This is a genomic window from Streptomyces coeruleofuscus (assembly GCF_039532725.1).
Taxonomy (GTDB): domain Bacteria; phylum Actinomycetota; class Actinomycetes; order Streptomycetales; family Streptomycetaceae; genus Streptomyces; species Streptomyces coeruleofuscus.
In genome coordinates this window covers 577120-600980 of sequence record NZ_BAAASE010000001.1, presented here as the reverse complement: position 1 = coordinate 600980, position 23861 = coordinate 577120, and the positions used below count along the sequence as shown (strand labels likewise).

The 23861-nt window shown below is 71.1% G+C and carries 20 protein-coding genes; 10 read left to right on the top strand and 10 right to left on the bottom strand.

The window, feature by feature from the left end; all coding sequences use genetic code 11:
• Nucleotides 1-115: 115 nt before the first annotated feature.
• Nucleotides 116-967, top strand: a complete 852-nt coding sequence (locus ABFX81_RS02565; RefSeq protein WP_086846244.1) for a (2Fe-2S)-binding protein — start codon at nt 116-118, stop codon at nt 965-967.
• A 314-nt stretch (nt 968-1281) separates the two neighbouring features.
• A complete protein-coding gene (locus ABFX81_RS02560) occupies nt 1282-2322 on the top strand; it encodes a DUF2637 domain-containing protein (RefSeq protein WP_086846242.1) in 1041 nt (346 codons plus the stop codon).
• A gap of 57 nt (nt 2323-2379) precedes the next feature.
• Here ABFX81_RS02560 and ABFX81_RS02555 read toward each other — a convergent pair whose 3' ends face one another.
• Nucleotides 2380-2862 (bottom strand): ATP-binding protein, encoded by a 483-nt coding sequence (locus ABFX81_RS02555; RefSeq protein ID WP_346137565.1) that lies wholly within the window; start codon nt 2860-2862, stop codon nt 2380-2382.
• A gap of 568 nt (nt 2863-3430) precedes the next feature.
• Nucleotides 3431-4480 carry a LacI family DNA-binding transcriptional regulator gene (locus ABFX81_RS02550; RefSeq protein ID WP_346137564.1) on the bottom strand — a complete coding sequence of 350 codons (1050 nt, stop codon included), beginning with the start codon at nt 4478-4480 and terminating at the stop codon, nt 3431-3433.
• Between the two features lie 177 nt (nt 4481-4657).
• Between ABFX81_RS02550 and ABFX81_RS02545 the strand changes: the two genes are divergently transcribed.
• From ABFX81_RS02545 to ABFX81_RS02525, 5 genes are read left to right on the top strand one after another with little or no spacing between them, the layout of a single operon-like run.
• Entirely contained in the window at nt 4658-5977 is a 1320-nt protein-coding gene (locus tag ABFX81_RS02545) for an extracellular solute-binding protein (RefSeq protein ID WP_086846238.1), read from the top strand.
• A 31-nt stretch (nt 5978-6008) separates the two neighbouring features.
• Complete coding sequence (locus ABFX81_RS02540; RefSeq protein WP_086846237.1) at nt 6009-7052, top strand: ABC transporter permease subunit; 1044 nt, start codon at nt 6009-6011, stop codon at nt 7050-7052.
• The gene (locus ABFX81_RS02535; protein ID WP_086846235.1) at nt 7042-7884 is read left to right on the top strand and encodes an ABC transporter permease subunit; all 843 of its coding nucleotides are present in this window, start codon (nt 7042-7044) and stop codon (nt 7882-7884) included. The genes ABFX81_RS02540 and ABFX81_RS02535 overlap by 11 nt, the downstream gene beginning before the upstream one ends.
• Nucleotides 7881-9368: a lyase family protein gene (locus tag ABFX81_RS02530; RefSeq protein ID WP_086846233.1), complete on the top strand. Its 1488-nt coding sequence runs from the start codon at nt 7881-7883 to the stop codon at nt 9366-9368. The genes ABFX81_RS02535 and ABFX81_RS02530 overlap by 4 nt, the downstream gene beginning before the upstream one ends.
• 47 nt (nt 9369-9415) lie before the next feature.
• Nucleotides 9416-9640 carry a hypothetical protein gene (locus ABFX81_RS02525; protein WP_086846231.1) on the top strand — a complete coding sequence of 75 codons (225 nt, stop codon included), beginning with the start codon at nt 9416-9418 and terminating at the stop codon, nt 9638-9640.
• Nucleotides 9641-9759: 119 nt separating this feature from the next.
• Here the strand turns inward: ABFX81_RS02525 and ABFX81_RS02520 are convergent, their stop codons facing one another.
• Together ABFX81_RS02520 and ABFX81_RS02515 are read right to left on the bottom strand one after the other, a co-directional pair.
• Nucleotides 9760-11502, bottom strand: coding sequence for a pyruvate dehydrogenase (locus ABFX81_RS02520; protein ID WP_086846228.1), 1743 nt, complete (start codon nt 11500-11502; stop codon nt 9760-9762).
• 66 nt (nt 11503-11568) lie between these two features.
• Nucleotides 11569-13209, bottom strand: a complete 1641-nt coding sequence (locus tag ABFX81_RS02515; protein ID WP_346137563.1) for a protein phosphatase 2C domain-containing protein — start codon at nt 13207-13209, stop codon at nt 11569-11571.
• A gap of 221 nt (nt 13210-13430) precedes the next feature.
• Between ABFX81_RS02515 and ABFX81_RS02510 the strand changes: the two genes are divergently transcribed.
• Nucleotides 13431-13913, top strand: coding sequence for a DUF456 domain-containing protein (locus ABFX81_RS02510; protein ID WP_346137562.1), 483 nt, complete (start codon nt 13431-13433; stop codon nt 13911-13913).
• A 62-nt stretch (nt 13914-13975) separates the two neighbouring features.
• Here the strand turns inward: ABFX81_RS02510 and ABFX81_RS02505 are convergent, their stop codons facing one another.
• From ABFX81_RS02505 to ABFX81_RS02485, 5 genes are all read right to left on the bottom strand, one after another.
• Nucleotides 13976-14461 carry a methylated-DNA--[protein]-cysteine S-methyltransferase gene (locus tag ABFX81_RS02505; RefSeq protein WP_346137561.1) on the bottom strand — a complete coding sequence of 162 codons (486 nt, stop codon included), beginning with the start codon at nt 14459-14461 and terminating at the stop codon, nt 13976-13978.
• Entirely contained in the window at nt 14458-15891 is a 1434-nt protein-coding gene (locus ABFX81_RS02500) for a DNA-3-methyladenine glycosylase 2 family protein (protein WP_346137560.1), read from the bottom strand. The genes ABFX81_RS02505 and ABFX81_RS02500 overlap by 4 nt, the downstream gene beginning before the upstream one ends.
• Nucleotides 15892-15977: 86 nt before the next feature.
• A complete protein-coding gene (gene rsgA, locus ABFX81_RS02495) occupies nt 15978-17084 on the bottom strand; it encodes a ribosome small subunit-dependent GTPase A (protein ID WP_086855496.1) in 1107 nt (368 codons plus the stop codon).
• 202 nt (nt 17085-17286) lie between these two features.
• Complete coding sequence (locus ABFX81_RS02490; RefSeq protein WP_346137559.1) at nt 17287-18783, bottom strand: cellulose-binding domain-containing protein; 1497 nt, start codon at nt 18781-18783, stop codon at nt 17287-17289.
• A 237-nt stretch (nt 18784-19020) separates the two neighbouring features.
• Nucleotides 19021-20346, bottom strand: coding sequence for a radical SAM protein (locus ABFX81_RS02485; RefSeq protein ID WP_086850726.1), 1326 nt, complete (start codon nt 20344-20346; stop codon nt 19021-19023).
• 196 nt (nt 20347-20542) lie between these two features.
• Between ABFX81_RS02485 and ABFX81_RS02480 the strand changes: the two genes are divergently transcribed.
• On the top strand, nt 20543-21208 hold the full coding sequence (locus tag ABFX81_RS02480; protein ID WP_346137558.1) for a hypothetical protein: 666 nt from the start codon (nt 20543-20545) through the stop codon (nt 21206-21208).
• A gap of 164 nt (nt 21209-21372) precedes the next feature.
• Here the strand turns inward: ABFX81_RS02480 and ABFX81_RS02475 are convergent, their stop codons facing one another.
• Nucleotides 21373-22380: an NAD(P)-dependent oxidoreductase gene (locus ABFX81_RS02475; protein WP_086850730.1), complete on the bottom strand. Its 1008-nt coding sequence runs from the start codon at nt 22378-22380 to the stop codon at nt 21373-21375.
• A 217-nt stretch (nt 22381-22597) separates the two neighbouring features.
• On the opposite strand from ABFX81_RS02475, the gene ABFX81_RS02470 reads away from it, so the two are divergent.
• The gene (locus ABFX81_RS02470) at nt 22598-23854 is read left to right on the top strand and encodes an FAD-binding protein (protein WP_086850732.1); all 1257 of its coding nucleotides are present in this window, start codon (nt 22598-22600) and stop codon (nt 23852-23854) included.
• Nucleotides 23855-23861: the final 7 nt, after the last annotated feature.

Here is a 23861-nt window from a genome sequence, read left to right as displayed (position 1 = left end):
AGCACCATAAGCGCACCGGCCGTCAGTTCAAATCCCGGCAATCTTGGGTAAGGTAAGGCTTACCTTTAAGCGACCCGTGCAACAGACCGTTCAACAGACGCGGACCGGTGATCCCATGCCCCTGCCCCCTTCGGCCCTCTCCGGCGCGTACGCCCGTCTGGCCGAGGTCCTCCCGGGGCTGGCCATCACCGAACTGACCGCCGGGGACGACGCCCCCCGGGGCGGCAACTGGACCACCGCCGCCGCGCTCGCGGAAGCCGGCCCCGGTCTCGACGCCTTCCTGTCCTGGGACGACGCCCAGATCCGCCGGGACTACGACCGGCAGGCACGCCCCGACGTGATCGCCAGCTTCGGCCTGCACCGGTACGCCTGGCCGGCCTGCCTCCTGATCACCGTCCCCTGGTTCCTGCACCGCCGCGTGCCCCGCTACCCCGTGACGCACGTCTCGTACGACCGCACGGCCCCCGGCCACCCCGTCGGTCACCTGGCCGTCCGCCCGGCCGGGTTCGCCTGCCTGCCCGGCGACGAGGCCGCCGCGCTGCCCGGCGCCCGGGTCGTCCCGGACGAGGAGGCGCTGCGGGCCGAGGTGCGGTCGGCGGTCGCCGAGCACATGGAGCCGGTCCTGGCCGGTTTTGGCCCCAGGATGCGGCGCCGCGGCCGGGCCCTGTGGGGTATGGCGACGGACGAGATCGTCGAGGGGCTCTGGTACGTCGCCCAGCTGCTCGGCGAGATCGAGGAGCGGCGTGCGATGCGCGAGCTGGAGCTGCTCCTGCCGGGCGCGACCAAGCCGTACGTGGGCACGGCGGCCTTCCGTGAGCTGACCGGCCCCGGAGGCGAGCCGCTGCGCACCCGGGACCGCGCGAGCTGCTGCATGTTCTACACCCTGCGCCCCGAGGACACCTGCGTCACCTGCCCGCGCACCTGCGACGCCGACCGGGTCGACAAGCTGCTGGCCACGGCCGGCTGAGGCACCCGGGGCAGACGCGGGCAGAGCGGCCCGCCACCACCCCGTACGATCATCACGGAACCGGCCACCCACATGCGCGCAGCCGGTTCACAACTTCCTCACGGGTCACAGGAACGTTCCGGAGAACCACCCGTGCGGGTAGTCCTTTTCGAACTCAACTCCCGCCTTTCAAGCGGAAGTTCGAGCAGAATGCCGCCACGGGCAATCCCCTGCACTTCCTTGGCGGCCTCTTGCCCCGAAACCCCCTGAGGGCCGGTGGGATTGGGCCACTATGGCGGGCGTTACGCCCTATCCCAATGCAAGGGACCACCCAGATGAGACTGACCGACATATCGCTGAACTGGCTGCTTCCGGGCGCCGTGCTTCTCCTGGGCATGCTGGCGGCGGTGGCGGTTCTCGCGCGCGGCAAGCGCTCCTCGGTCAAAGACACGAGCGCGGACGACTCCTGGGAGCGCAGCGAGGAACGCCGCAGACGCAAGGAAGCCCTCTACGGCACCCTCTCCTACCTCCTCCTGTTCTGCTGTGCGGCCGTCGCCGCCCTGCTCTCCTTCCACGGCCTGGTCGGCTTCGGCGAGCAGAACCTCGGACTGTCCGGCGGCTGGCAGTACCTCGTCCCGTTCGGCCTGGACGGCGCGGCGATGTTCTGTTCCGTCCTCGCGGTGCGCGAGGCCAGCCACGGTGACGCCGCGCTCGGCTCCCGGATACTGGTCTGGACGTTCGCCTTCGCCGCGGCCTGGTTCAACTGGGTGCACGCGCCCCGGGGCGTCGGCCACGCGGGTGCCCCCCACTTCTTCGCGGGTATGTCCCTGTCGGCGGCGGTGCTCTTCGACCGCGCGCTGAAGCAGACCCGCCGGGCCGCCCTGCGAGAGCAGGGCCTGGTGCCCCGCCCGCTGCCGCAGATCCGCATGGTGCGCTGGCTGCGGGCCCCCCGGGAGACCTACCGCGCCTGGTCGCTGATGCTCCTGGAGGGTGTACGCAGCCTGGACGAGGCCGTCGACGAGGTGCGCGACGACAAGCGCAAGAAGGAAGAGGCCCGGCAGCGGCGGCGCGACCAGCAGCGTGTGGAGCGGGCCCAGCTGAAGGCGATCAGCCGCGGCCACCGCGGCCACTTCGGCCGTGGCGGCGGACGCCAGCTGGAGGTGCAGGTGGAGCGCGGCTCCTCGCAGGTCACCGCGGAGCCTGCCATATCCGCGCCGGAACCCCTGCCCGTGCGCTCGCGTCCCTCCCTTCAGCCGGTGCGCAAAGGAGCTGACCCGGTGACCGTCGACCTCACCGCGGAGGACGACACCATGGCGCTGCCGCGTCTGGACTCCCTGGAGCGCAAGCTCAAGGACCTGGAGCAGCAGTTCGGCTGACCGGGCCGCAGCACAGCGGCGAAGGGGCGTGGCCTTCGGGCCGCGCCCCTTCGGCGTTCACGCCGCCCCGGCCTCCAACTCGAACCAGACGGCCTTGCCCACTCCGTGCGGCCGGACCCCCCAGGCGTCCGCGAGGGACTGCACCAGGAACAGGCCCCTTCCGTTCGTACCGTCGTCGGCGACCGGTACGCGCAGCCGGGGCCTGCGGGCCACGAAGTCCCGTACCTCCACCCGCAGTCCGCGGGGGCCGACGGTGGCCGTGAGGACCGCGTCGTGGTCGGTGTGGACGATCGCGTTGGTGACGAGTTCGCTGGTGAGCAGTTCCGCCACGTCCGACTGCCCCTGCTTCCCCCACTGCCCCAGCAGTTCCCGCAGGGCCCTGCGGGCTTCCGGGACGGCCCGCAGGTCCGCCCGCCCGAGTCTGCGCCGCAACTGCGGTGCCGGTTCCCGCTCCGTGACGTCGTCGGTCCTGTCCTCCACCGTCTTCGCCGAGACGCCGCCGATCGCTATGGGACCGCCTCGTCGTGCCTGCCTCTCCATGACCCCCGCCCGCGCGCCGATGTCGGTTCCCCTCCTGCTCGAACACGTTCACGGGGATCCATGCCCCGTCGGGGACACGGCAGTCATGTCGAATCGTCAACGACCGGATGTTCGGCCATGTGGCCGGGGCCGGCGGGCCGGGCGGAGGGGCCCTGAGCAGTACGACGGCAAAGAGGAGGGGGACAAGAGGGTAGCCGGAAGACGTCCCGCGGCGGATCCTGACCGCCGGAGATCGGACGAACTGCCCATGGCCGGCTGCCGATCCTTCCGTACGCGGCGAAGGGGTGGGGCGGCTGGTCCCGGGGCGCGGCGGTCCGGTGAAGTTGGCCGAAGTACGACGGTCTCCCCCGGGTTCCCGGCCGGTAGGGACCGTCCGCCCCGCGGCGGAGCACGGCCCAGGCTCACGACCGGAACGGCCCACGCCCACCACCGAGACGGCCCATTACCCACGCCGGGAGAGCCCACGCCCACGCCAAGACGGCCCACGTCCACCGCGGGAGGGCCCACGTCGACATCGCGACGGCCGCGACACACCCCTGGCGGGACGATGGGCGCGCCGACGGGACACTCAATCGCGGGCGACGCCGCTGCCGTCGGACTGAACCACCTCATGGGGCACGGCAGCCGGGACGCCGTCGGTGGCGGCGGACGGGGGTGGCACTTCGCCGGAGCCGCGTCGGACGAGAAGACTCGGCAGGGTCACGGTGCGTGGACGGGCGGTCGGATCGGTGATGCGTTCGAGGGCCAGGAGGGCAGCCTGCCTGCCCAGTTCGAACGGGTCTCTGGTGATCGCCGAGATGCCCAGTCCGGCCGACAGGTCGTTCTCGTCGAGCGCGACGAAGGCGGTGTCGCGACGGTTGACGATGCGGTCCAGCAGGACGCCGCTGCTGATGCCGAGGTTGAGAGCGAGCACGGCGGTCGGGGGCTCGGACATCCGCATCAGCTCGGTGACGGCCGCGTTGATCTCCTGCGGGCTGGTCAGGCCGGTGACCACGAGGTCTTGAGGTTCCGGGACCGCGTGGCGCGCGAGGGCGGCGCGGTAGCCCGAGAGCCGTTGGGCGGCGCGGAAGGAGTCGGCCCGGCCGGCCAGGGCCGCGATCCGGCGGTGGCCGAGGCGCAGGAGTTGGTCTGTGGCTTCGTCGACCGCCTGGTCGTCCGTGGTCATCACGACGTCGACGTCCAGGCCGTTGGCCGGGCGGCCCACGAGTACGACGGGTGTGCCGTAGGTGTACTCGGGCCGCAGAAAGTCGCGGTCGTCGCCGTCGGGCATCATGAGCAGGGCACTGACCCTGCGGTCGATCATGATGCGGGCCAGCTCGGGCTCGCGGGCGGGGTCGTCGTCCGTCGAGCCGATCAGCAACTGCAGCCCGGCCCGGCGCAGTTCCGCCTCGGCACCCGCGGCGACCCAGGCCTGGAAGATGTTCGTGAATCCTGCCGTGACGAGTCCGACCACACCCGCGGGGCTGCCATGGCGCAGGTTCCGGGCCATGGGGTTGGGCGAGTAGCCGAGCCGGCGCACGGCTTCCATGACCCGCTCCCGTGTCGCGGCCTTCACCACGTCCGGCTTCTGCAGCGTGCGGGTGACAGTAGCCGTGCTGACCCCGGCTGCACGCGCCACATCGGTGACCGTGACCCGCTGATGATCGCCACTACTCAAAGTAACTCCACTACATCGCACAGCGACATATCCGTGACTGCCGTTCCGCGAGATTGTAATCGTTGACATTGGCTTGTTACGAGGAGCATACTCCCGGACAACACAAATGTTAACGATGACATTTGAGAGGAGCCGGATATGCGTGTGTGGTCTCGGGCTGGCACGGTGGCGGTGGCGATCGCCGTGGTGGCCGCAGTGCCGGGCTGTCAGGACAACAAAGGCGCCAACGCCGACCCCAAGGCGCTGACCTACTGGGCGTCCCAGCAATCTCCGAGCGTCGAACGCGACAAGGAGATCCTCAAGCCGGAGCTGCGCAAGTTCACCGAGCGCACGGGCATACGCGTGAACCTGGAGGTCATCCCGTTCACGGACCTGCTGAACCGCATCCTGACCGCGACGACGAGCGGCAAGGGCCCGGACGTGATCAACCTGGGCAACAGCTGGGCGCCCTCCCTGCAGGCCACCGGCGCGCTCGTCGAGTGGGACGACGCCATGATGGCCAAGATCGGCGGCGCGAAGCGGTTCACCCCGGTGTCACTGCAGACCGGCGGAGCCGAAGGGCAGACACCGACGTCCGTCCCGCTCTACAGCAAGGTCTACCAGCTCTACTACAACAAGAAGCTCTTCGAGCGGGCCGGTATCGCGAAACCGCCCGCCACCTGGAAGGACTTCGTCACCACGGCCAGGAAACTGACCAAGGACACCGACGGTGACGGCCGCACCGACCAGTGGGGCCTGGGCGTGCGCGGGCAGGCCAGCACCATCGCCGTGCACTACGCCTACATCCTCGGCTCGGCCCGGGGCGCGGAGTTCTTCGCGGGCGACAAGCCGACGTTCGACTCACCGGCCGCCGTCGAGGGCATCCAGCAGTACCTCTCCTGGATGGGCAAGGACAAGATCGTCAACCCGTCCGACGCGGAGAACGCCGACTGGGCCGACGTCTACGAGGCCTTCGCCGATGACCGCATCGGCATGATGCTGGTGCAGACCCTCGGGCAGACACTCAAGGACTACGACCTCACCGACAAGGACTACGGGATCGCCCCCATGCCCGCCGGCACGGGGCCGGGCCGCAAGAACGTCGGGTCCTTCCTGGGCGGCACCAACGCGGCCATCCTCAAGTCGACCGACAACATGGACGGGGCGACCGAGCTGATCAAGTTCCTCACCGGACCGCAGGAGCAGGTCACCCTCAACGCCGCGTACGGGACGATCCCCCCGGTGAAGGACGCCAAGGGGAAGGCCTTCGAAACCGAAGAGGCGAAGATCGCCCGCCAGACCATGGCCACGCGTGCGATCCCCCTGCCCAGAGTGCCTCAGGAAACGCAGTTCGAGACGCTGATCGGAAACGCGGTCGTCAACTGGCTCTCGGACACGGCCACGGGCAAGCAGCCCGGCGACGAACAGATCAGCTCCGCACTCGAGGACGCGTCGGCCAAGGTCAGCGCGGGTGGATGAGCCGGTAACTCCCAGCAAGGCGGCACGCGACATGACCATCTACTCAGGTGCTCGCGCCGGGGCGGGCGACGAGACCCGACGGCGACACCGCAAGAACGGCGACAGAGCCCTCATCGACAAGGACGTGAGGAGCGGCAAGGATCCGGACAACGGCACCGACCGGAGAAACCGCCGGCGCCGCTGGATTCCGTACGTGTTCCTGCTGCCGGCCCTGGTCCTGGAACTCGTGGTCCACTTCGGTCCGATGGTGTCCGGTCTGACGATGAGCGCGATGAAGCTCACGCAGTACCAGCTCGCACACTGGTGGCAGGCCCCGTTCGCCGGAGCGGACAACTACAAGGCCGTGCTGGACTTCAACCAGCCGGTGGGCGCCTCACTGCTGAACTCCTTCCTCGTCACCCTCGGCTTCACCATCGTCGTCCTCGGCGCCTCCTGGTCCATGGGCCTGGCCGCAGCGGTATCGCTCCAGCGCACCCGCCGAGGCGTCGGGTTGCTGCGCACCCTGTTCCTCATCCCCTACGCCTTGCCGGCGTTCGCTGCTGTGATCACCTGGCGTTTCCTGCTCCAACGCGACAACGGCATGCTGAACCACATCCTCGTGGACCAGCTCGGGGTCCTGGACGACAACGCCTTCTTCCTGATCGGATCCAACTCGTTCTGGTCGCAGTGCGTCGTGGCGATCTGGCGCCTGTGGCCCTTCGCCTTCCTCATGATCATGGCGGGACTGCAGTCCATCCCGGACGAGGTCTACGAGGCGTCCAGCCTCGACGGAGCCGGTCCGTGGCGTCAGCTCCGGGAGATCACGCTGCCCATGCTGGCCCCCGTGAACCAGGTCCTCCTGCTCGTGATGTTCCTGTGGACGTTCAAGGAGTTCGAGACGCCGTACGTCCTGTTCGGCGGCAGCGCACCGGAGGAGGCCCGCCTCCTCAGCGTCGAGATCTACCAGAACTCGTTCGTGACGTGGAACTTCGGTCTGGGCTCGGCGATGAGCGTGCTGCTCCTGCTCTTCCTGCTGCTCGTGACCGGTGTCCACCTCGCCGTGACCCGAAGGAGGGCGAGTCTCTATGAGGCATGAAACCCGCGGATTCCGCATCTTCCGGCGCACCACCCTCACTCTTCTGACGGCGTTCGTCTGCGCCCCCCTCTTCGTCATGGTGAGCACGGCCCTCAAACCGCTGAGCCAGGTGCAGGGCGAGTTCCGGTGGATCCCGAGCGAACCGACCCTGACCCCCTTCTTCGACATGTGGACCACGGTCCCGCTGGCCCGGTACTTCGCCAACTCCATCGTGGTCGCGGGTCTGGCCACCGTCTTGTCCGTCGCCGTCGCCCTGCTCGCCGCCTACGCCATCAGCCGGTGGCGCTTCCGCGGTCGCGAGGCGTTCAAGGTCACCATCCTGTCCACCCAGATGTTCCCGGGCATCCTGTTCCTGCTTCCCCTCTTCCTCCTCTTCGTGATGGTGGACCGCTACACAGGCCTGTCCCTGGTCGGCAGCCGGCTCGGTCTGATCATCACCTACCTCACCTTCTCGCTGCCGTTCTCCATCTGGATGCTCGTGGGCTACTTCGAGACCATCCCCCGTGAACTCGACGACGCGGCCAAGGTCGACGGCGTGGGGCCGGTGCGGATGCTCTACAGCATCCTCGTCCCGGCCGCGCGGCCTGCGATCGTCGCGGTGTCGATCTTCTCCTTCATGGTGGCCTGGGGCGAAGTCCTCTTCGCGTCGGTGCTGACGACGGAGCAGACCCGTACCGTCGCGGTGGGGCTCCAGGCCTACGCGAGCGAAGCGAACGTGTACTGGAACCAGGTGATGGCCGCATCGCTCGCCGTGTCGGCGCCCATCGTGATCGCGTTCCTCATGCTGCAGCGGCACATCGCCTCCGGCATGACCGCGGGAGCCGTCAAGTGAAGCCCGTACTCACCGACGGCCGGCTCGGCACGCAGCCCTCGCCCACCCTGGTCGAGCAGGTCAACGCCGTAGAGCTCGCCAACGAACTGGCCGACGCGGAGCACTTTGTGCTCATCGACCTCGCTCACGCCCTCATGCTCACCCAGGAGCAGGTCTTCGACCCGGGACAGGGCCGAGCCATCGTCGCGGCCCTGCTGGAACTGCTCGAGAACAACCCGCGAGAGGCACTGGCAGGCGACCCGGCGATCGGCACCATCACCCTGCAGATCGAGCGGTACCTCGAAGAGAGGTGCGGCCCGGGCGGTCTCGACATCCAGCGGGCCCGCAGCAGGATCGACCAGAACGCCACCGGCCTGCGCATGGCGGACCGGAAGGGCGCCCTTGCGGTGATGAGCACACTCATCGGTCTGGGCGAGGCCCTCCTGGACGCGGCCGAGAGCCACGACGACGTTCTCGCCCCCGGCTACACCCATCTGCAGCACGCCCAGCCCACCACGCTGGGCCACTACTTCAACGCCCACTACTGGCCCCTCTCACGCAACCTCGCCCGTCTGAGTCAGGTCTACGAGCGTCTCAACGAGTGCCCGCTGGGCGGAGCCGCGCACAGCGGCACCGCGTGGCCGATCGACCGCGACGCCACCGCGGCCTACCTCGGCTTCGACCGGCCGGTCCGCAACGCACGCGACGCCGGAATGTCCTCCGTCGACGTCGGGGCCGAACTCGCCGGTGCCCTGGGACTGACGCTGTCGGGCATCAGCAGGTGCGCGTCGGACCTGTTCTACTGGTCGTCCTCGGAAGTCGGTATGGTCCGCCTCCACCCCTCGCTGTGCGGCACGTCGAGCATGATGCCGCAGAAGCGAAACCCCATCGCACTGGAGCGGATACGAGGCCTCGCGGGTGATGCCGCCGGCTGGGGGGCCAGTCAACTCGGGATCCTCCACTTCGCCACCTCCACCGACTCCGACCAGGCCTATGTGCACAACCGCATTCCCGGGTACTGCCAGGCCACGGCCGGGGCGGTCACACTCCTCACCGAGGCGGTGGCCACCCTCGAGGTCCACACCGGCCGTCTCGGTGAATCCGCGGGGCGCCACTGGTCGACCTCCAGCGCGCTGGCCGACGACCTGGTGCGCACCCAGGGGCTGAGCTATCGCGGCGCCCACGAGGCCGTGGCACGCCTCATCACCGCCCACGAGAGCGCGGGCGCGACCGACGGCGTCGTACGCGCAGACCTGATCGACCAGCATTTCCGGCACTACTCGGCCGAGGAACTGGCCGGCGTCCTCGACGCGCGGAACTTCGTCGAAAGCCGCACCAGCGCGGGCGGCACCTCGGCAACTCAGCGCAGGAAGCTGGCCGCACAAGCCGCCGAAGACCTCCGAGCCCATCGGCGCAGCGTCGAGGCGCGCATCAAGGAAGTCGAACAGGCCCGGGTCCGGCTCCTGCGGGATGCCACTTCACTCACCGCGGGATACGGGATCTGACACCTCACTCACCTCACCCACCGGAGTGTCCGACGAGAGGACCTGCCATGCCTTTCTGGTCTGCCACCATTCCCACCCGAACCCCGCACGGCGGCTCCGGCGTACACGTCTTCATCGTGGACGCCGACCACTACGAGGACGCCCGCCGCCACGCACTGGCGCGGGCCGATCTCCCTGACGCACGGCGCCATCGCCGCGACGCCGCTCTGGACCTCCAGGCCCTCACCGTCACGGAGATCCTTCCCAGTTGGAGGACCTGGGCGCTGCGCTAGCCGGCGCGAGCAGCCCTCCCGAACCGGGGACCAGGCCGCCCCGTACCTGGTCCCCTCGCCGTCGCTGGTCCGGCCGGAACTCCCCTGACACCGGCCGGACCGGTGATGGCCCCGTGACACTAGAGCCGGGGCACGTTGCGCAGGTTGGAGCGGGCCATCTGGACCATGCGGCCGACCCCGCCGTCCAGCACCATCTTGGAGGCGGACAGGGCGAACCCGGTCACCATCTCCGCCTTGATCTTCGGCGGGATGGACAGGGCGTTGGGGTCGGTGACGACGTCGACGAGGGCCGGGCCCTTGTGCTTGAAGGCGTCCTTCAGGGCCCCGGCGAGGTCCTTGGGATTCTCGACGCGTACGCCGTAGGCACCGCAGGCCTGGGCGACGGCGGCGAAGTCGGGGTTCTTGTTGGTGGTGCCGTAGGACGGGAGTCCGGCGACCAGCATCTCCAACTCGACCATGCCGAGGGAGGAGTTGTTGAAGAGGACGACCTTGACGGGGAGGTCGTACTGCACCAGCGTCAGGAAGTCGCCCATGAGCATGGAGAACCCGCCGTCGCCGGACATCGAGACGACCTGCCGCTCGCGGTCGGTGAACTGCGCGCCGATCGCCATGGGCAGCGCGTTGGCCATGGAGCCGTGGGAGAAGGAACCGATGACGCGGCGGCGGCCGTTGGGTGAGATGTAGCGGGCGGCCCAGACGTTGCACATGCCGGTGTCGACGGTGAACACGGCGTCGTCGGAGGCCACTTCGTCGAGTACGGACGCCACGTACTCGGGGTGGATCGGCGTGTGCTTCTCGACCTTGCGGGTGTAGGCCTTCACCACCCCTTCCAGCGCGTCCGCGTGTTTCTTCAGCATCCGTTCGAGGAAGCGGCTGTTCTTCTTCTCCTGGACCCGCGGGATGAGGCAGCGCAGGGTCTCCCGTACGTCGCCCCACACCGCGAGGTCCAGTTTCGAGCGGCGGCCGAGGTGTTCGGGCCGGACGTCGACCTGGGCGATCTTCACGTCGTCGGGGAGGAAGGCGTTGTACGGGAAGTCGGTGCCGAGCAGGATCAGCAGGTCGCACTCGTGGGTGGCCTCGTAGGCGGCGCCGTATCCGAGCAACCCGCTCATGCCGACGTCGAACGGGTTGTCGTACTGGATCCATTCCTTGCCCCGCAGCGCGTGCCCCACCGGGGACTTGATCTTCCCGGCGAACTCCATGACCTCGGCGTGCGCGCCGGCCGTGCCGCTGCCGCAGAACAGCGTGACCTTGTCGGCGTCGTCGATCATCTCGACGAGCCGGTCGATCTCGGCGTCGCCGGGACGGACCGTCGGCCGGGACGTGACGAGGGCCGTCTCGGCGGCCTGCTCCGGGGCGGGCTCGGCGGCGATGTCGCCGGGCAGGGAGACGACGCTGACGCCGGAGCGGCCGACGGCGTTCTGGATGGCGGTCTGGAGCAGCCGGGGCATCTGCTTCGGGCTGGAGATCAGCTCGCTGTAGTGGCTGCACTCGGCGAACAGCCGGTCGGGGTGGGTCTCCTGGAAGTAGCCGAGGCCGATCTCGCTGGAGGGGATGTGCGAGGCGAGGGCGAGGACCGGCGCCATGGAGCGGTGGGCGTCGTAGAGGCCGTTGATGAGGTGGAGGTTGCCGGGCCCGCAGGAGCCGGCGCAGGCGGCGAGCTTGCCGGTGATCTGCGCTTCCGCCCCGGCGGCGAAGGCGGCGGTCTCCTCGTGCCGGACGTGGATCCAGTCGATGGCGGAGTTGCGGCGGACGGCGTCGACGATGGGGTTGAGGCTGTCGCCGACGACTCCGTAGAGGCGTTTGACTCCGGCGCGGGTCAGGATGTCGACGAACTGTTCCGCGACGTTCTGTTTGGCCATGGTTCTCGTCTGCCCCTTCGGTCTCCTGGGATCCCTCCGGGTTCCATCAAGTCACAGGAGACGTCCTCACGCCTCCCAAACGGCCGCGGCCGTACGGTCGTCCGCATAGCCCTTGACCCGTACTTGGGAGTCCGCGAGGAACGCGGCGAGGCCGGGCGGCTCGGGGCGGGACCACCGCTCGGCGAGGTAGTCGCCCAGTTCGGGTTCGCCGCGCAGCGGGTCGGCGAGGCCGCCGCTGCACACGAGGAGCGTGTCGCCCGGGCGGGCGACGGAGGTACGGAAGCGGAAGGGTTCGCGGGGTGGTTCCGGGGCCGGTTCGTAGGGGCTGGGCGGGGTCGGGATGCCCAGGTCCATGGTGAGCCGGTCGCCGTCGGGCGTCTCGGTGGGGGGTGATCCGAACCCCACGACGGGTTCGCCCTTGATCTCGGCGACCTGGGGTTCTATGTCCTGCCACTCGCCGTCCCGCAGCCGGAACAGCCCGCCGGGCCCGACGCCGAAGAAGACGCGCGTGCGGCACTCGGGGTCGGCGGGCAGCAGCAGACAGCGCAGGCCGGCCGCGTACTCCTCCGGCTCGACGCCCTGTTCGGCGGCGCTGGCGCGGAGCTTGCCGAGGCTGCGGTCGGTGAGGCGGTGCAGTCCGGACTTCAGGTCGCCGCGCCGCCCCGCCCTTATGTCCTCCACCAGCCGCGCGTGACTGCGTCCGACGGCCCGCCCGATCCAGTGACAGGCCTCGGCGGCCGCCCGGTGCGCCCCCGGCGTGGCCCGGGCCCCGGTCGCCGTCGCCACCAGCAGCAGCGCCTGCTCACCGGTGCCGAACCGCGCGGTCAGCAGCGAGTCCCGCCGCGGCTCGCCCCGGTACCGCGCGGAGTCCCCCCGCACGGACACGGCCCGCACCGTGCAGGTCCCGTACCGGGCCCCGTCGAGCACGGTGTCCGGGACGAGGTCGTCCAGATCATCTGGATCGGCGAGCGGAAGTGCCGTGGGTTCGGCGTCGTAGGTGGGCGGCCTCGAGCCGACGTGGCCACGGGGCCCCGGGGAGGACTGGGGGCGCTCGAAGGCGGCTTCGGGCGGGTCCGGCGGAGGGTCCGTGGGCGGTGGGGGCGTGGGCGGGGATTCGGCGGAGGGGGGTGGCGTGGGTGGAGGGCCGGCGGGGCGTGGTGGTGCGGGCGGATCGGCTGGGGGTGGCGGTGAAGGCGGCGGATCGGCCGGTGCGGGGGATGCGGTACCACCGGGCCCGGGCTCGGCTGTGGGGCCCCTGGGCGGGGCGCCCGCCGTGGTGGAACGGGCCGCTTCGGGGCTCGGCCAGAAGGGAGGTGCCGGAGGTGGCGGAGGGACCGTCGGCGGGGCGGGGGGCGTCCGCTCCGGCCCCTGCCGTTTCGCCGCGGCCGGGAAGGTCACCGGGCCGGTGGGGCGCGCGGGCGGTGGTTCCCAGGGTGCGCGCTGCGGTGACGGGCCCGAGGCACGTGGGGCGCCCATGCCGTCGTCGGCCTCGGACCGAGGCGCCGGAACCACCGGATCCGAGACGGCCCCCTCCCCCGCCCCGGCTCCCGGAACACCCCTGCCGCCCACCGCCCCCGCCGCCGAGGCGAAGCGGTCGTCGAGGGAATCGGGAACGGGTGCGGGGCCCGTGTCGCCGGTGGAGTCGTCGTACAACTGCCCCCACCAGTCGTCCTCGGGACCGGTGGGCCTTCCCCCCTGCTGGCTCATGCCCTCAATTGTCCACCGCAAGGGCCGGATGGAAACGGGGCTTGGGGAAAAACCGGCCTTCCACGACCCCGTGAACGGCACGTCGAGTGAGCCGTAGAACGGTCATGCGATATGCGGGCTCATGACGGCGTATCGGCGGCCGCGACCTGCTGACCTGCGGGTCTGGACCACGACCACGCTTCTGACCTGCGCCTTCTCCCGTATTCCGGCAGTCTGGTCAGATGGGAGTGTGGGACCTCCTGCTGGTCGGGCTGGTCATCCTGCTCGGTCTGTACGGAGTGCTGCTGCCCGCGGTGCCCGGATCGCTGCTGGTGTGGGCCGCGGTCATGTGGTGGGCGCTGAAGGATCCGCAGCCCGTCGCATGGTGGGTGCTGGTGGGAGCCACGGTCCTGATGTTCGTCTCCCAGGGCGTGCGCTGGGCCCTGCCACCCCGGCGGCTGCGGGCGAGCGGCGCCACCCGCCGCATGTTGTCCTACGCCGGAGCGGGATCCACCCTCGGTTTCGTCCTGCTCCCGGTGCTCGGCGCGATCCCCGGCTTTCTGGCCGGTATCTACCTCGCCGAACGCCTCCGCCTCGGCCGCCACGCCGAGGCCGTCGCGGCCCTGCGCACGGCGATGCGCGCGGGCGGCTCCAGCGTGCTGGTGGAGCTGTTCACCTGCCAGTTGATCGCGGCGGCATGGGTGGGTGCCGTTTTCGGGGCGTGAGAACACACCCGGGAGACACCCGGGAACACACCCGGAGAACGGCCTCCGGCGCACCTCGGCGTCTACAGCACACCCTCGTGCGTCAGCAGCCGCACCTTGCGCTCCAGGCCGCCCGCGTAGCCGGTCAGTGTCCCGTCGGCACCGATCACCCGGTGGCACGGGCGGACGACCAGCAGCGGATTGGCGCCGATCGCCCCGCCCACGGCCCGTACGGCCGCCCTGGACGCTCCGATGCGCGCGGCGATCTCGCCGTAGGTCACGGTCGAGCCGTACGGGATGTCGTCCAGCGCGGCCCAGACCTTCTCCCGGAAGACGGAGCCGTCGGTGCGCCACGTCAGCCGGAACTCGTTCAGTTCCCCGGCGAAGTAGGCGGCGAGCTGCTCCCCGGCCTCGCGGAAGGGCCCCGGGTCCTGCCGCCAGTCGTCCCGCACCACGCGTCCGCCCTTCTGCCCGGGCACGGACAGCGAGGTCAGCGCGCCGTCCGGGGCGGCGGTCAGGAGCAGCGGCCCGAGCGGGGAGGCCACGTTCGTCCAGTACGTCGAGGTCATCGGAACTCCCACTTCCCTGCTGCGCGCAGGTGGTTCAGGGCGTACGAGCGCCAGGGGCGCCAGCTGTCGGGGACGTCGGCGCCGGGTGGGGCCACGTCCGGGTCGCCGAGGGCGCGGGTGCGGATCTCGGCGGTGGTGCGGGCGTCCAGGCCGGGCACGGCGCGCAGGGCGTCCTGCGTGTCGTCCCGGTCGGCGCCGGGGTCCAGGCGTACGGCGTGGTCGGCGAGGGCGGCGGTGAGCGCGCCGAGGGTGCCGCCGGGTTCGGCGCCGGCGAGGACGGCCGGTTCGGGGAAGAGGTGGGTGAGGCTGCCGCAGGGGGCGTCGAGGGCCTTGCCGTAGCGCCGCACGAGCCGTTCCGCCTCCGCCCGGCCGACCACCGCGCGTACCGCGAGTTCCTCCGGGTCGGCGGTGCCCGGCGAGCGCAGGCCGGGCCGGGCGGCGACCAGGGGGGCGAGCACCGGGTCGGCGCCGAGGCGCTCGTCGACGGCGTAGGGGTCGGAGTCGAGGTCGAACTGCCGCCGCAGCCGCTGCACGGCGGTGGTGAGGTCGCGGGGGTCGGTGAGGTGCAGCCGGACGTCGAGCCAGCCGCCCGGATGGGCACCGGATCCGGTCCGGGCGGTGCCGGGGCGTTCGTCGACGGCGACGATGCCGGTGCCGTACGGGAGGCGGAGCGTGCGCCGGTAGGTGCGCGCTCCGGGCGGGCCGCCGACCTCTTCGATGCCGGGCACGGCCTCGCGTTCCAGCAGGTCGAAGACGGGGCCGGCCTGGTACGGGCCGCGGTGGGCGAGCCGTAGCGGGATCCCGGCGTTCGGGGTGGCCGTACGACGGGTCCGGCCGCTCTTCCGCGCTGCGGCGGCGCGCAGCTCGCTCGGGGTCGACGCGTACACGGCCCGGATGGTGTCGTTGAACTGCCGGACGCTGGCGAAGCCCGACGCGAACGCGATCTCGGTGATCGGCAGGTCGGTGGTCTGCACGAGGACGCGCGCGGTGTGGGCGCGCTGGGCCCGGGCGAGGGCGACCGGCCCGGCGCCGAGCTCCGCGGTGAGCTGCCGCTGCACCTGCCGCGCGCTGTAGCCGAGCCGTCCGGCGAGCCCGGCGACGCCCTCCCGGTCGACCACGCCGTCGGCGATCAGCCGCATGGCCCGGCCCACCACGTCCGCGCGGACGTTCCACTCGGCGGAGCCGGGCACGGCGTCCGGGCGGCACCGCCGGCAGGCCCGGAAGCCCGAGCCCTGCGCGGCGGCGGCCGTGGCGAAGAACCGTACGTTGGCCCGCTTCGGGGTGACGGCGGGGCAGCTCGGCCGGCAGTAGATGCCGGTCGTCTCGACGGCGAAGAAGAAGGCGCCGTCGAAACGCCCGTCACGACTGCGTACGGCTTCGTACCGGAGGTCTTCCCCCGTGTCCTGGTCCCTTGTGTCGTCGTCCCTCACGCTGTCCAGTCTCCGCCGTCGGAGGGTCTGCCGCTGGCGGAAATCGGACACGGCGCTGCGGGCAGGGCGCTGCGGACACCGGGCGGCTAGGAACGCCAGTGCGCTCCGCGCTTCGCCTCCATCGCGGCTTTTCCGATCGCGCCCTTGCGCTTCCAGTCCTTGCGGATCTCCGCTCGGAGCCGGGCGTCCGTCTTGGCGACGATGCGCTGGTTCTCCCGCAGGAGCTTGCGGTAGCTGAGCAGCCGCCGCTCCGGAAGGTCGCCGTCCTCGACGGCGGCCAGCACGGCACATCCCGGCTCGGCCTCGTGGGCGCAGTCGTGGAAGCGGCACCGCTCGGCCAGTTCCTCGATCTCGGAGAACACCTGCCCGACGCCGCTCTCGGCGTCCCACAGCCCGACGCCCCGCAGTCCGGGCGTGTCGATCAGGACGCCCCCGCCGGGCAGCGCGAGCAGGTTGCGGGTGGTCGTGGTGTGCCGGCCCTTGCCGTCGACGTCCCGGGTGGCCTGGACGGCCATGACGTCCTCGCCGAGCAGCGCGTTGGCGAGGGTCGACTTGCCCGCGCCGGACTGCCCGAGCAGCACGGACGTACCACCGCCGACGATCGCCGCGACCACGTCGAGCCCGGCCCCGTCCACAGCGCTGACCGGCACCACCGGCACGCCGGGCGCGCTGGTCTCCACGTCCTGGACGAGGTGGGCGACGGTGACGGCGTCCGGCACGAGGTCGGCCTTGGTGAGGACGACGACGGGCTGTGCCCCGGACTCCCAGGCGAGCGCGAGGAACCGTTCGACGCGGCCGAGGTCGAGCTCGACGGCCAGGGGCACGGCGACGATGGCGTGGTCGACGTTGGCCGCGAGGATCTGTCCCTCGGACCGCTTGGAGGAGGTGGAGCGGACGAAGGCGGTGCGGCGCGGCAGGTAGGCGCGGACGTAGCGCGGGTTACCGCCGGGTTCGACGGCGACCCAGTCACCGGTGCAGACGACCCGCATCGGATCGTGCGGCGTGACGAAGGCGGTGTCGGCGCGCAGCACCCCGTCGGCGGTGACGACGTCGCACTGTCCGCGGTCGACCCGGATCACGCGTCCGGGCAGCAGTCCTTCGGCGGTGTAGGGGGCGAACTCGTCCGCCCATGCGTCGTCCCAGCCGTACGGGGCGAGCGCGGAGGAAACAGATGAGGCAGAGCTGGAAGTCAAGGGTGACCCTTCCCAGGTCGGCCCCGGCCCGACAGTCGGTCGGATCAGCCGGCGGCCTTGGAGGTGGACTTGATGAACTGGATGCGGGCAGCGCTCATCGCAAAGACAGCCATCGGTCAACACCTCCTCGATCCTCGACTCTTGGTGGTACTCGGCTCCCGGTGGAACCGCCGTCACGGTATCCCGTCACGGCCGAGGCGCGTCAACTGCTTTTCGCGCAGTCCTGGCCGTTCAGCGTGAAGTCGTACGGCGGGGAGTTCTTGCCGCGCCAGGAGGCGAGGAAGCCGAAGGCCAGGTCGCCGCCCGCGGGGACCGACTTGTTGTAGTCGGCGGCGGTCGCGGTGACGCGGGAGCCGTCCTGGGAGACGGCGGCGTCCCACATCTGGCCGACGTGCTGGCCGTCGCGGAAGGACCAGGACACGCGCCAGGAGTCGAGGGACTTGCTGCTGGTGACCGTGACGGTGGCCTGGAAGCCGTCGGGCCACTGGTTGACCAGGTCGTATTCCACCCGGCAGGAGGGGCTCTCGCTCTCGTCGCCCTTCGTGGGAGAGGAGGTGCCCTGCGGTTCGGTGTGGCGGTTGCTGCTCTCCGGTTTGCCGGGCTTCTCCGACTTGCTCGTGTCCTGGGTCGTCTTGCCTGCCGGCTTCGAGGTCGCGGGAGGCAGGGTCGGGGCGGACGGCAGGGGCGGGTCGGGGTTGGGGTTGGGGTCGGCCACCGGCTGACGGCCCACGTCGCCGCGCGCCCCGAGGTCGTCGCCGGAGCCGCCGAACGGCATCATCGAGACGCCGAGCGCGAGGACGGAGACCAGCACGGCGGCGACGAGGAGGCCGTTGCGGGCGACGCGCGCCTTCTGCTCCGCGTCCTCCGGTCCGTCGTTCGCCTTGTCCGACGGGCCGGGGCGGCCGGCGCCCAGCCGGACCTCGGCGGCGCGGCGGCGGCGCTCCAGGTAGGCGAGGCCGCCCCAGCCGATCACCCCGCCGGCCAGGGCCCCGGGCAGTCCGCCGCCGTGCAGGCGCAGACAGGCCGCGGCCTCGGCGCACTGGACGCAGGTGGCGAGGTGCCGGGAGAGGTCACCCGGCGTGTCGGCGGCGGAGGAGCGGGTGACGGCGTCCAGCAGCCGGGCGTAGCTGCGGCACTGGGCGTCCATCGGGGTGTCGAGGTGGTTGCGGTGGCAGCGGTCCCGGAACAGGGTGCGCACCTGCTGGAGTTCGTCGGCGGCGGTGGCCGGGTCGAGGCCCAGGCGGCGGGCGACCACGGACAGCGGCAGCGCCTCGACCTCGGCCAGCCACAGCAGTTCCGCGTCGGCCTGCTGGAGGTCGCGCAGTCCGCGCAGCGCGAGCGGGCGCGTCAAGGGCGGGCCGGTGTAGCGGTCGGCCTTGTCCGAGTTGAGCCACAGGCGCAGGTCGGGGTCGAGTTTGTGACCCTGCCCCTCCTCTTCCCAGGCCGCGGCCGTGGTGCGTACGGCGGTCAGCAGCAGGGGTATCCGGGGCAGCCGGGCCGCGCGGCGGCCGGCGCTTCGCAGCTGGCCGGTTTCGGCCGCGCGGGCCTCACGTGTGCCGTGTGCGAACGCCTCGCGGCCGAGCTGTGCGGCGGCGGTGGAGCCGGACGTGCACAGGTCGGCGTAGGCGAGGACCGCGTCCCAGCACTCGGAGAACAGCGCGGCCTCGGCGGCGTCCTGAGGGGTCGGCAGGTCGGGCATGGGTCTCCTGCATCCACAAGCGAGGTCAACTCACCGTATTGGCAATGGAGTTGGGGGGAACCTCGAAGGCAGGGCAAGAGCTTTTCACGCCACCCACACAACTGACAAGCGCCCTGTTCAGATAAACACGACAGGGCGGCGCGCCCCCACGGCTCCGGCGTCTGTATGCCGTACGGGTACGACCGCCCTGCGACTCAACGCCGTACCGCAATGATGCACGACGTCATCGAAGCGTTATCAAACAGCGGTGGGTTCGTCCGCCGGCAGGCTGTCCATGAAGGAGCTGACCGAGAAGACCGCGCGTCCGGCCCCGGGGGGACCGTAGCCGGGGGGCGAGGAGAGGCCGAAGTCCTCCATGGTCTGCCGGTACGCCTGGAGCAGGCGGATGTGGTACTCCAGGGGCGCGCCCTGGGGGTTGGCCTTGCCGAGCGGCGTCGTGGGCTCCGGGCACCAGGTGGTGAAGCGGGGCGTGATGCCGTGCGACATGAAGAAGCGCAGGCCCTCGGTGGTGGAGGCGATGGCCTCGTCGACCGTGGTGAAGCCGAACGGCTCGGCCATCTCCACGCCCGCCACGAAGTTGGGGATGACGTTGCGCGCGCCGAAGATGTCCGCCGAGTCGAGGATGCGCTTGTGCCACTCGTCGCGGCCGACGTAGCGCTCCTTTCCGGGGCAGTACATCTTGAACAGGTACTCGTCCCACACCTCGTAGTTGGGGTGGTAGATCTGCACGCCGTGGTCCTTGAACCGCTGTACGTCGTCGCGCGGCAGCGCCTGGGCCACGACCTTTCCGATCCAGCGGCCGGGGAAGCGTTCCTCGATGGCCTTGGCGTAGTGGCCGTAGAAGTCGGCCTCGTCGCGGCCGGAGACCGTCTTGGTGATGGCGCCGCCGGTGAGGGTGTAGGCGGTGGAGGCCTTCGCCGTGTCGTAACGGTCGATGATCTCCAGGGCCTCCAGGACCTCCTCGACGTCCTTCACCCCGGTGTACGGGCGCCCGGCGGCCTTGTGCTGGCGCCAGTTGTGGTTGATGTCGCAGTACTGGCACTCCTCCTTGGCGCCGAAGTACTGGCAGACCCGGAAGACGGTCAGGTAGATCAGGTAGCCCCACTGGATGGTCGGGGCCACCTCCATGACCGACTTCCCGCTCGCGAGGGTGTGCCGGTAGTACTCGGGCATCGGCGGCACGCCGACGTCGGAGATCCGCTTGCCGTCGAGGTAGAGGCCCAGGACGCCGTCCTCGTTCGCGGCGACGCGGTACGGGGAGGCGGGGTTCACGCGCACCGAGACGACGGTCCGGCGCAGGTCGTACGGGCCGCCGGTGAGGATGATCTCCTCGGGCGGCCGGCGCAGCGCGGCCTCGCCCAGCTCGGGCAGGGTGCCGTGGTCGAAGGAGAAGATGAAGTACGACTTCGGCTTGACCTCGCCGCCCTCGTTGTCGCTGAGCGCGGACGGGTCGAAGGCCACGCCGCCGCGGAGCAGGTCCTCCTTGAAGACGGCCTCCCGCGGAACATGCGGGAATCGCTCCATCAGATCCTCGACCAGCGCGGTACGGCTGCCGCTGCTCATCCCGTCTCTCCTCCCGGCTCGGACGTACGACTCCTCACGGTATGCCCATGGGTGTGCGAGGCCGGTACCGGGTCCCCCTGACTCGGATGTATGTCCCTTATGTTCGCGAGTTACCGCCGGCTCGCGATCAGCGGCGTGACGCCCTGTAACGTGCCGGCTCGCGGCGGATCACAGCCGCGGGCACGAAGGAGCGGGGATGCCGGGAATACGCAGCAGCAGGATCACACCACTGAACAGGATGGGCGGGCGGGCCGTCGACCCCTGGAAGTCGGTGCGGCGAACGGCCGGGCTGGTGGCGTTCGGATGGGTGTCCGCAGCGGGCACCACCGGCCTCGCGTACCTGACCTTGGGCCTGGAGGTGGTCCCCATCATGGTCGGGGTACTCCTGTGCTTCGCCTTCGCCTTGATGTTGCTCCTTCTCCACCGAGCCGTGTGGCTGACCGTACTGTCCGCGGTGCCCGCGTTGTTCGTGCTCGTCGGGTCCGTCCAGTACGCACCCGAGGCAGCCCTGGAACGGCGCGGCGTGCGCGAGAGCGTGGTGATCGTGGCCGACACCGCGGCCGGCACGTCGAGCGACAACCATCGCTTCACCCTCCGGGGGACGGACGGGAAGGAGCTGGAGGAGAAGCTGGGGTTCGACGGCGGCGCCTGGGCTCCGGAGGTGGGTGACCGGCTCGACGTCATCCGCGACCCCGAGGGCGCCGTCCCGATGGAACAAGCGGATGACGTCGACGCCGCGGGCCGGCTGGGCGGCCTGATCGGCGGCACGGTGGCGTGGACGCTGATGGCGGTGCTGGCGGGCTGGCGTGGCCATGTCCGCCGACGCCGAGGCAGGGACTCCCTGGTGTACCAGCTCCTGTGATCTCACCGGTGCCGGCCGGTCCGGCAGAACAAGTGCCTGCCCGTCCTTGCGGGCCTGCCGGGTACGCACCCGGGCGATGTCAGCCGCGGTGACGCTCCCGGCGCCGTCTGCGGTGACACGGACCGTGGGGAAACCCGGCCCCGTCACCGACTGCCCCACCCCCCTCAGGCCGCGCGCTCCAGCGCCGCCAGGTCGACCGCGTACGCCAGTTTCCCCCCGGCCAGCAGCCGTTCCGCCTCCTCGGCGACCGTCAGCCCGAGGCGGGCCAGCTCGTTGCCCTGGGAGCCCGCGAGGTGTGGGGTGACGAAGGCTCCGGGCAGGTCGTACAGGGGTGAGTCGGCGGGGAGGGGCTCGGGGTCGGTGACGTCGAGGATCGCGGTCAGGCGCCCGGCGCGCAGTTCCGCCACGAGGGCGTCGTGGTCGACCAGGGCGCCGCGCGCGGTGTTGATCAGCACCGCCCCGTCGGGCATCAGGGCCAGCTCGCGGCGGCCGATCATGTGGTGGGTCTCGGGTGTCTCGGGGGCGTGGACGGTGACGATGTCGGACGTGCGCAGCAGGTCGTCCAGCGGCAGCAGGGGGACGCCGAGCGCGGCGGCCTCCTCCTCGTCGACGTACGGGTCGGTGAGGGCGGGCCGCAGATCGAAGGGGCGGAGCAGTTCGAGGACGCGGCGGCCGATGCGGGAGGCTCCGACGACGCCGACGCGGCGGCCGTAGTTGCCGATGCCGGGGACGACGCCCCAGCCGGAGGAGGTGCGGGTGGCGCGCATCCGGTCGCGGGAGACGAGGACGTCCTTCCCCGCGAGCAGGATCATGGCGAGGGTGTACTCCGCGACCGGCAGCGCGTTCGCGGCCGCGGCCGAGGAGACGGCGATGCCGCGCCGCCAGATCCCGGGGGTGGCGAAGGACTTGACCGAGCCGGCCGAGTGCAGGACGGCGCGCAGCCGGGGAGCCGCGTCGAGGACCGCCTCGTCGAGCCGGGGGCAGCCCCAGCCGGTCACCAGGATCTCGGTCCGGGCCAGCGCCTCGCGCACGCCCGGGTCGGCGAAGTCCCGCGCCACGAGCGCCGGATCGATGTCCACCGACTCGCGCAGCCGCGCCAGCACCTCCGGCGGGAAGACCTGCGGCACGTTCTCGGCGGTCATGGCGAACAGTGCCTGGGGGCGCTGGCTCAAGGAGGTGACCTTCCGGCTCGGTGGCGCGCTGAGGGACGGTTCAGCGAGACACGCGTGGATGAGCGGCCCGGGACAGAAACCGCTCTCTACGACTTCTCCACGGTAGGCCGAGCCGGGCGGCAGGAGCAATGGAGGGCAGGAGCATGGAACAGCACGGCGAGGTAGGTTCCGGCCGGGGGCTCTCCCGGTCCCCGCTGTCTCGGGGAAGGACGACGCGATGAACGGGACCGTGACCAACTGGGCGGGGAACATCACCTACGCGGCCAAGGAACTGCACCGGCCGGGCTCGCTCACCGCGCTGCGCGCCCTCGTCGCGGACAGCGACCGGGTGCGGGTCCTGGGCAGCGGACACTCGTTCAACGAGATCGCCGAGCCGGGCGCCCAGGGCGTCCTGCTGTCGCTGGCGGACCTGCCCCCGGAGGTGGACGTCGACACGGCGGCCCGGACGGTCCGGGTCGGCGGCGGCGTGCGCTACGCGGAACTGGCCCGCCGGGTGCACACCGAGGGCCTGGCCCTGCCCAACATGGCGTCGCTGCCGCACATCTCGGTGGCCGGGTCGGTCGCGACCGGCACCCACGGCTCCGGCGTGCTCAACGGCCCGCTGTCGGCGGTCGTGCGCGAGGTGGAGCTGGTCACGGCGGACGGCTCGACGGTGACCATAGGCCGGGACGAGGAGCGGTTCGGCGGAGCCGTCACCTCGCTCGGGGCACTGGGTGTCGTCAGCGCGCTCACCCTCGACCTGGAGCCGGCGTACGAGGTAGCGCAGCACGTGTTCACCGAACTGCCCTTCGCGGGGCTGGACTCCGGGACGTTCGAGACGGTGATGGCGACGGCGTACAGCGTCAGCCTGTTCACCGACTGGCGTGCGCCGGGCTTCCGGCAGGTGTGGCTCAAGCGGCGCTCCGACCAGCCGCTGCCCGCCTTCCCCTGGGCCACTCCCGCCACCGAGAAGATGCACCCCGTGCCGGGGATGCCCGCGGTCAACTGCACCGAGCAGTTCGGCGTGCCGGGGCCGTGGCACGAGCGGCTGCCGCACTTCCGGGCGGAGTTCGTCCCGAGCAGCGGGGCGGAGTTGCAGTCGGAGTACCTGTTGCCGCGCGGGCACGCCGTCGAGATGCTGCACGCGCTCGACGCGATCCGGGAGACCATCGCCCCGGTCCTCCAGACCTGCGAGGTGCGCACGGTCGCCGGTGACGACCAGTGGCTGAGCCCCTCCTACGGGCGGGACACCGTGGCGGCGCACTTCACCTGGGTCGAGGACACTCCGGCGGTGCTGCCGGTGGTGCGGCGGGTCGAGGAGGCGCTGGCCCCGTTCGCGGCGCGGCCGCACTGGGGGAAGGTGTTCACCGTGCCCGCGTCCGCCCTGCGCGGGCTGTATCCGCGGCTCGGCGATTTCCGCGCGCTGGCGCGGGAGTTGGACCCGCGGGGGACGTTCGCCAACGCCTTCGTGCGGGGCGTGCTGACGGACGCGTAACGGGCTG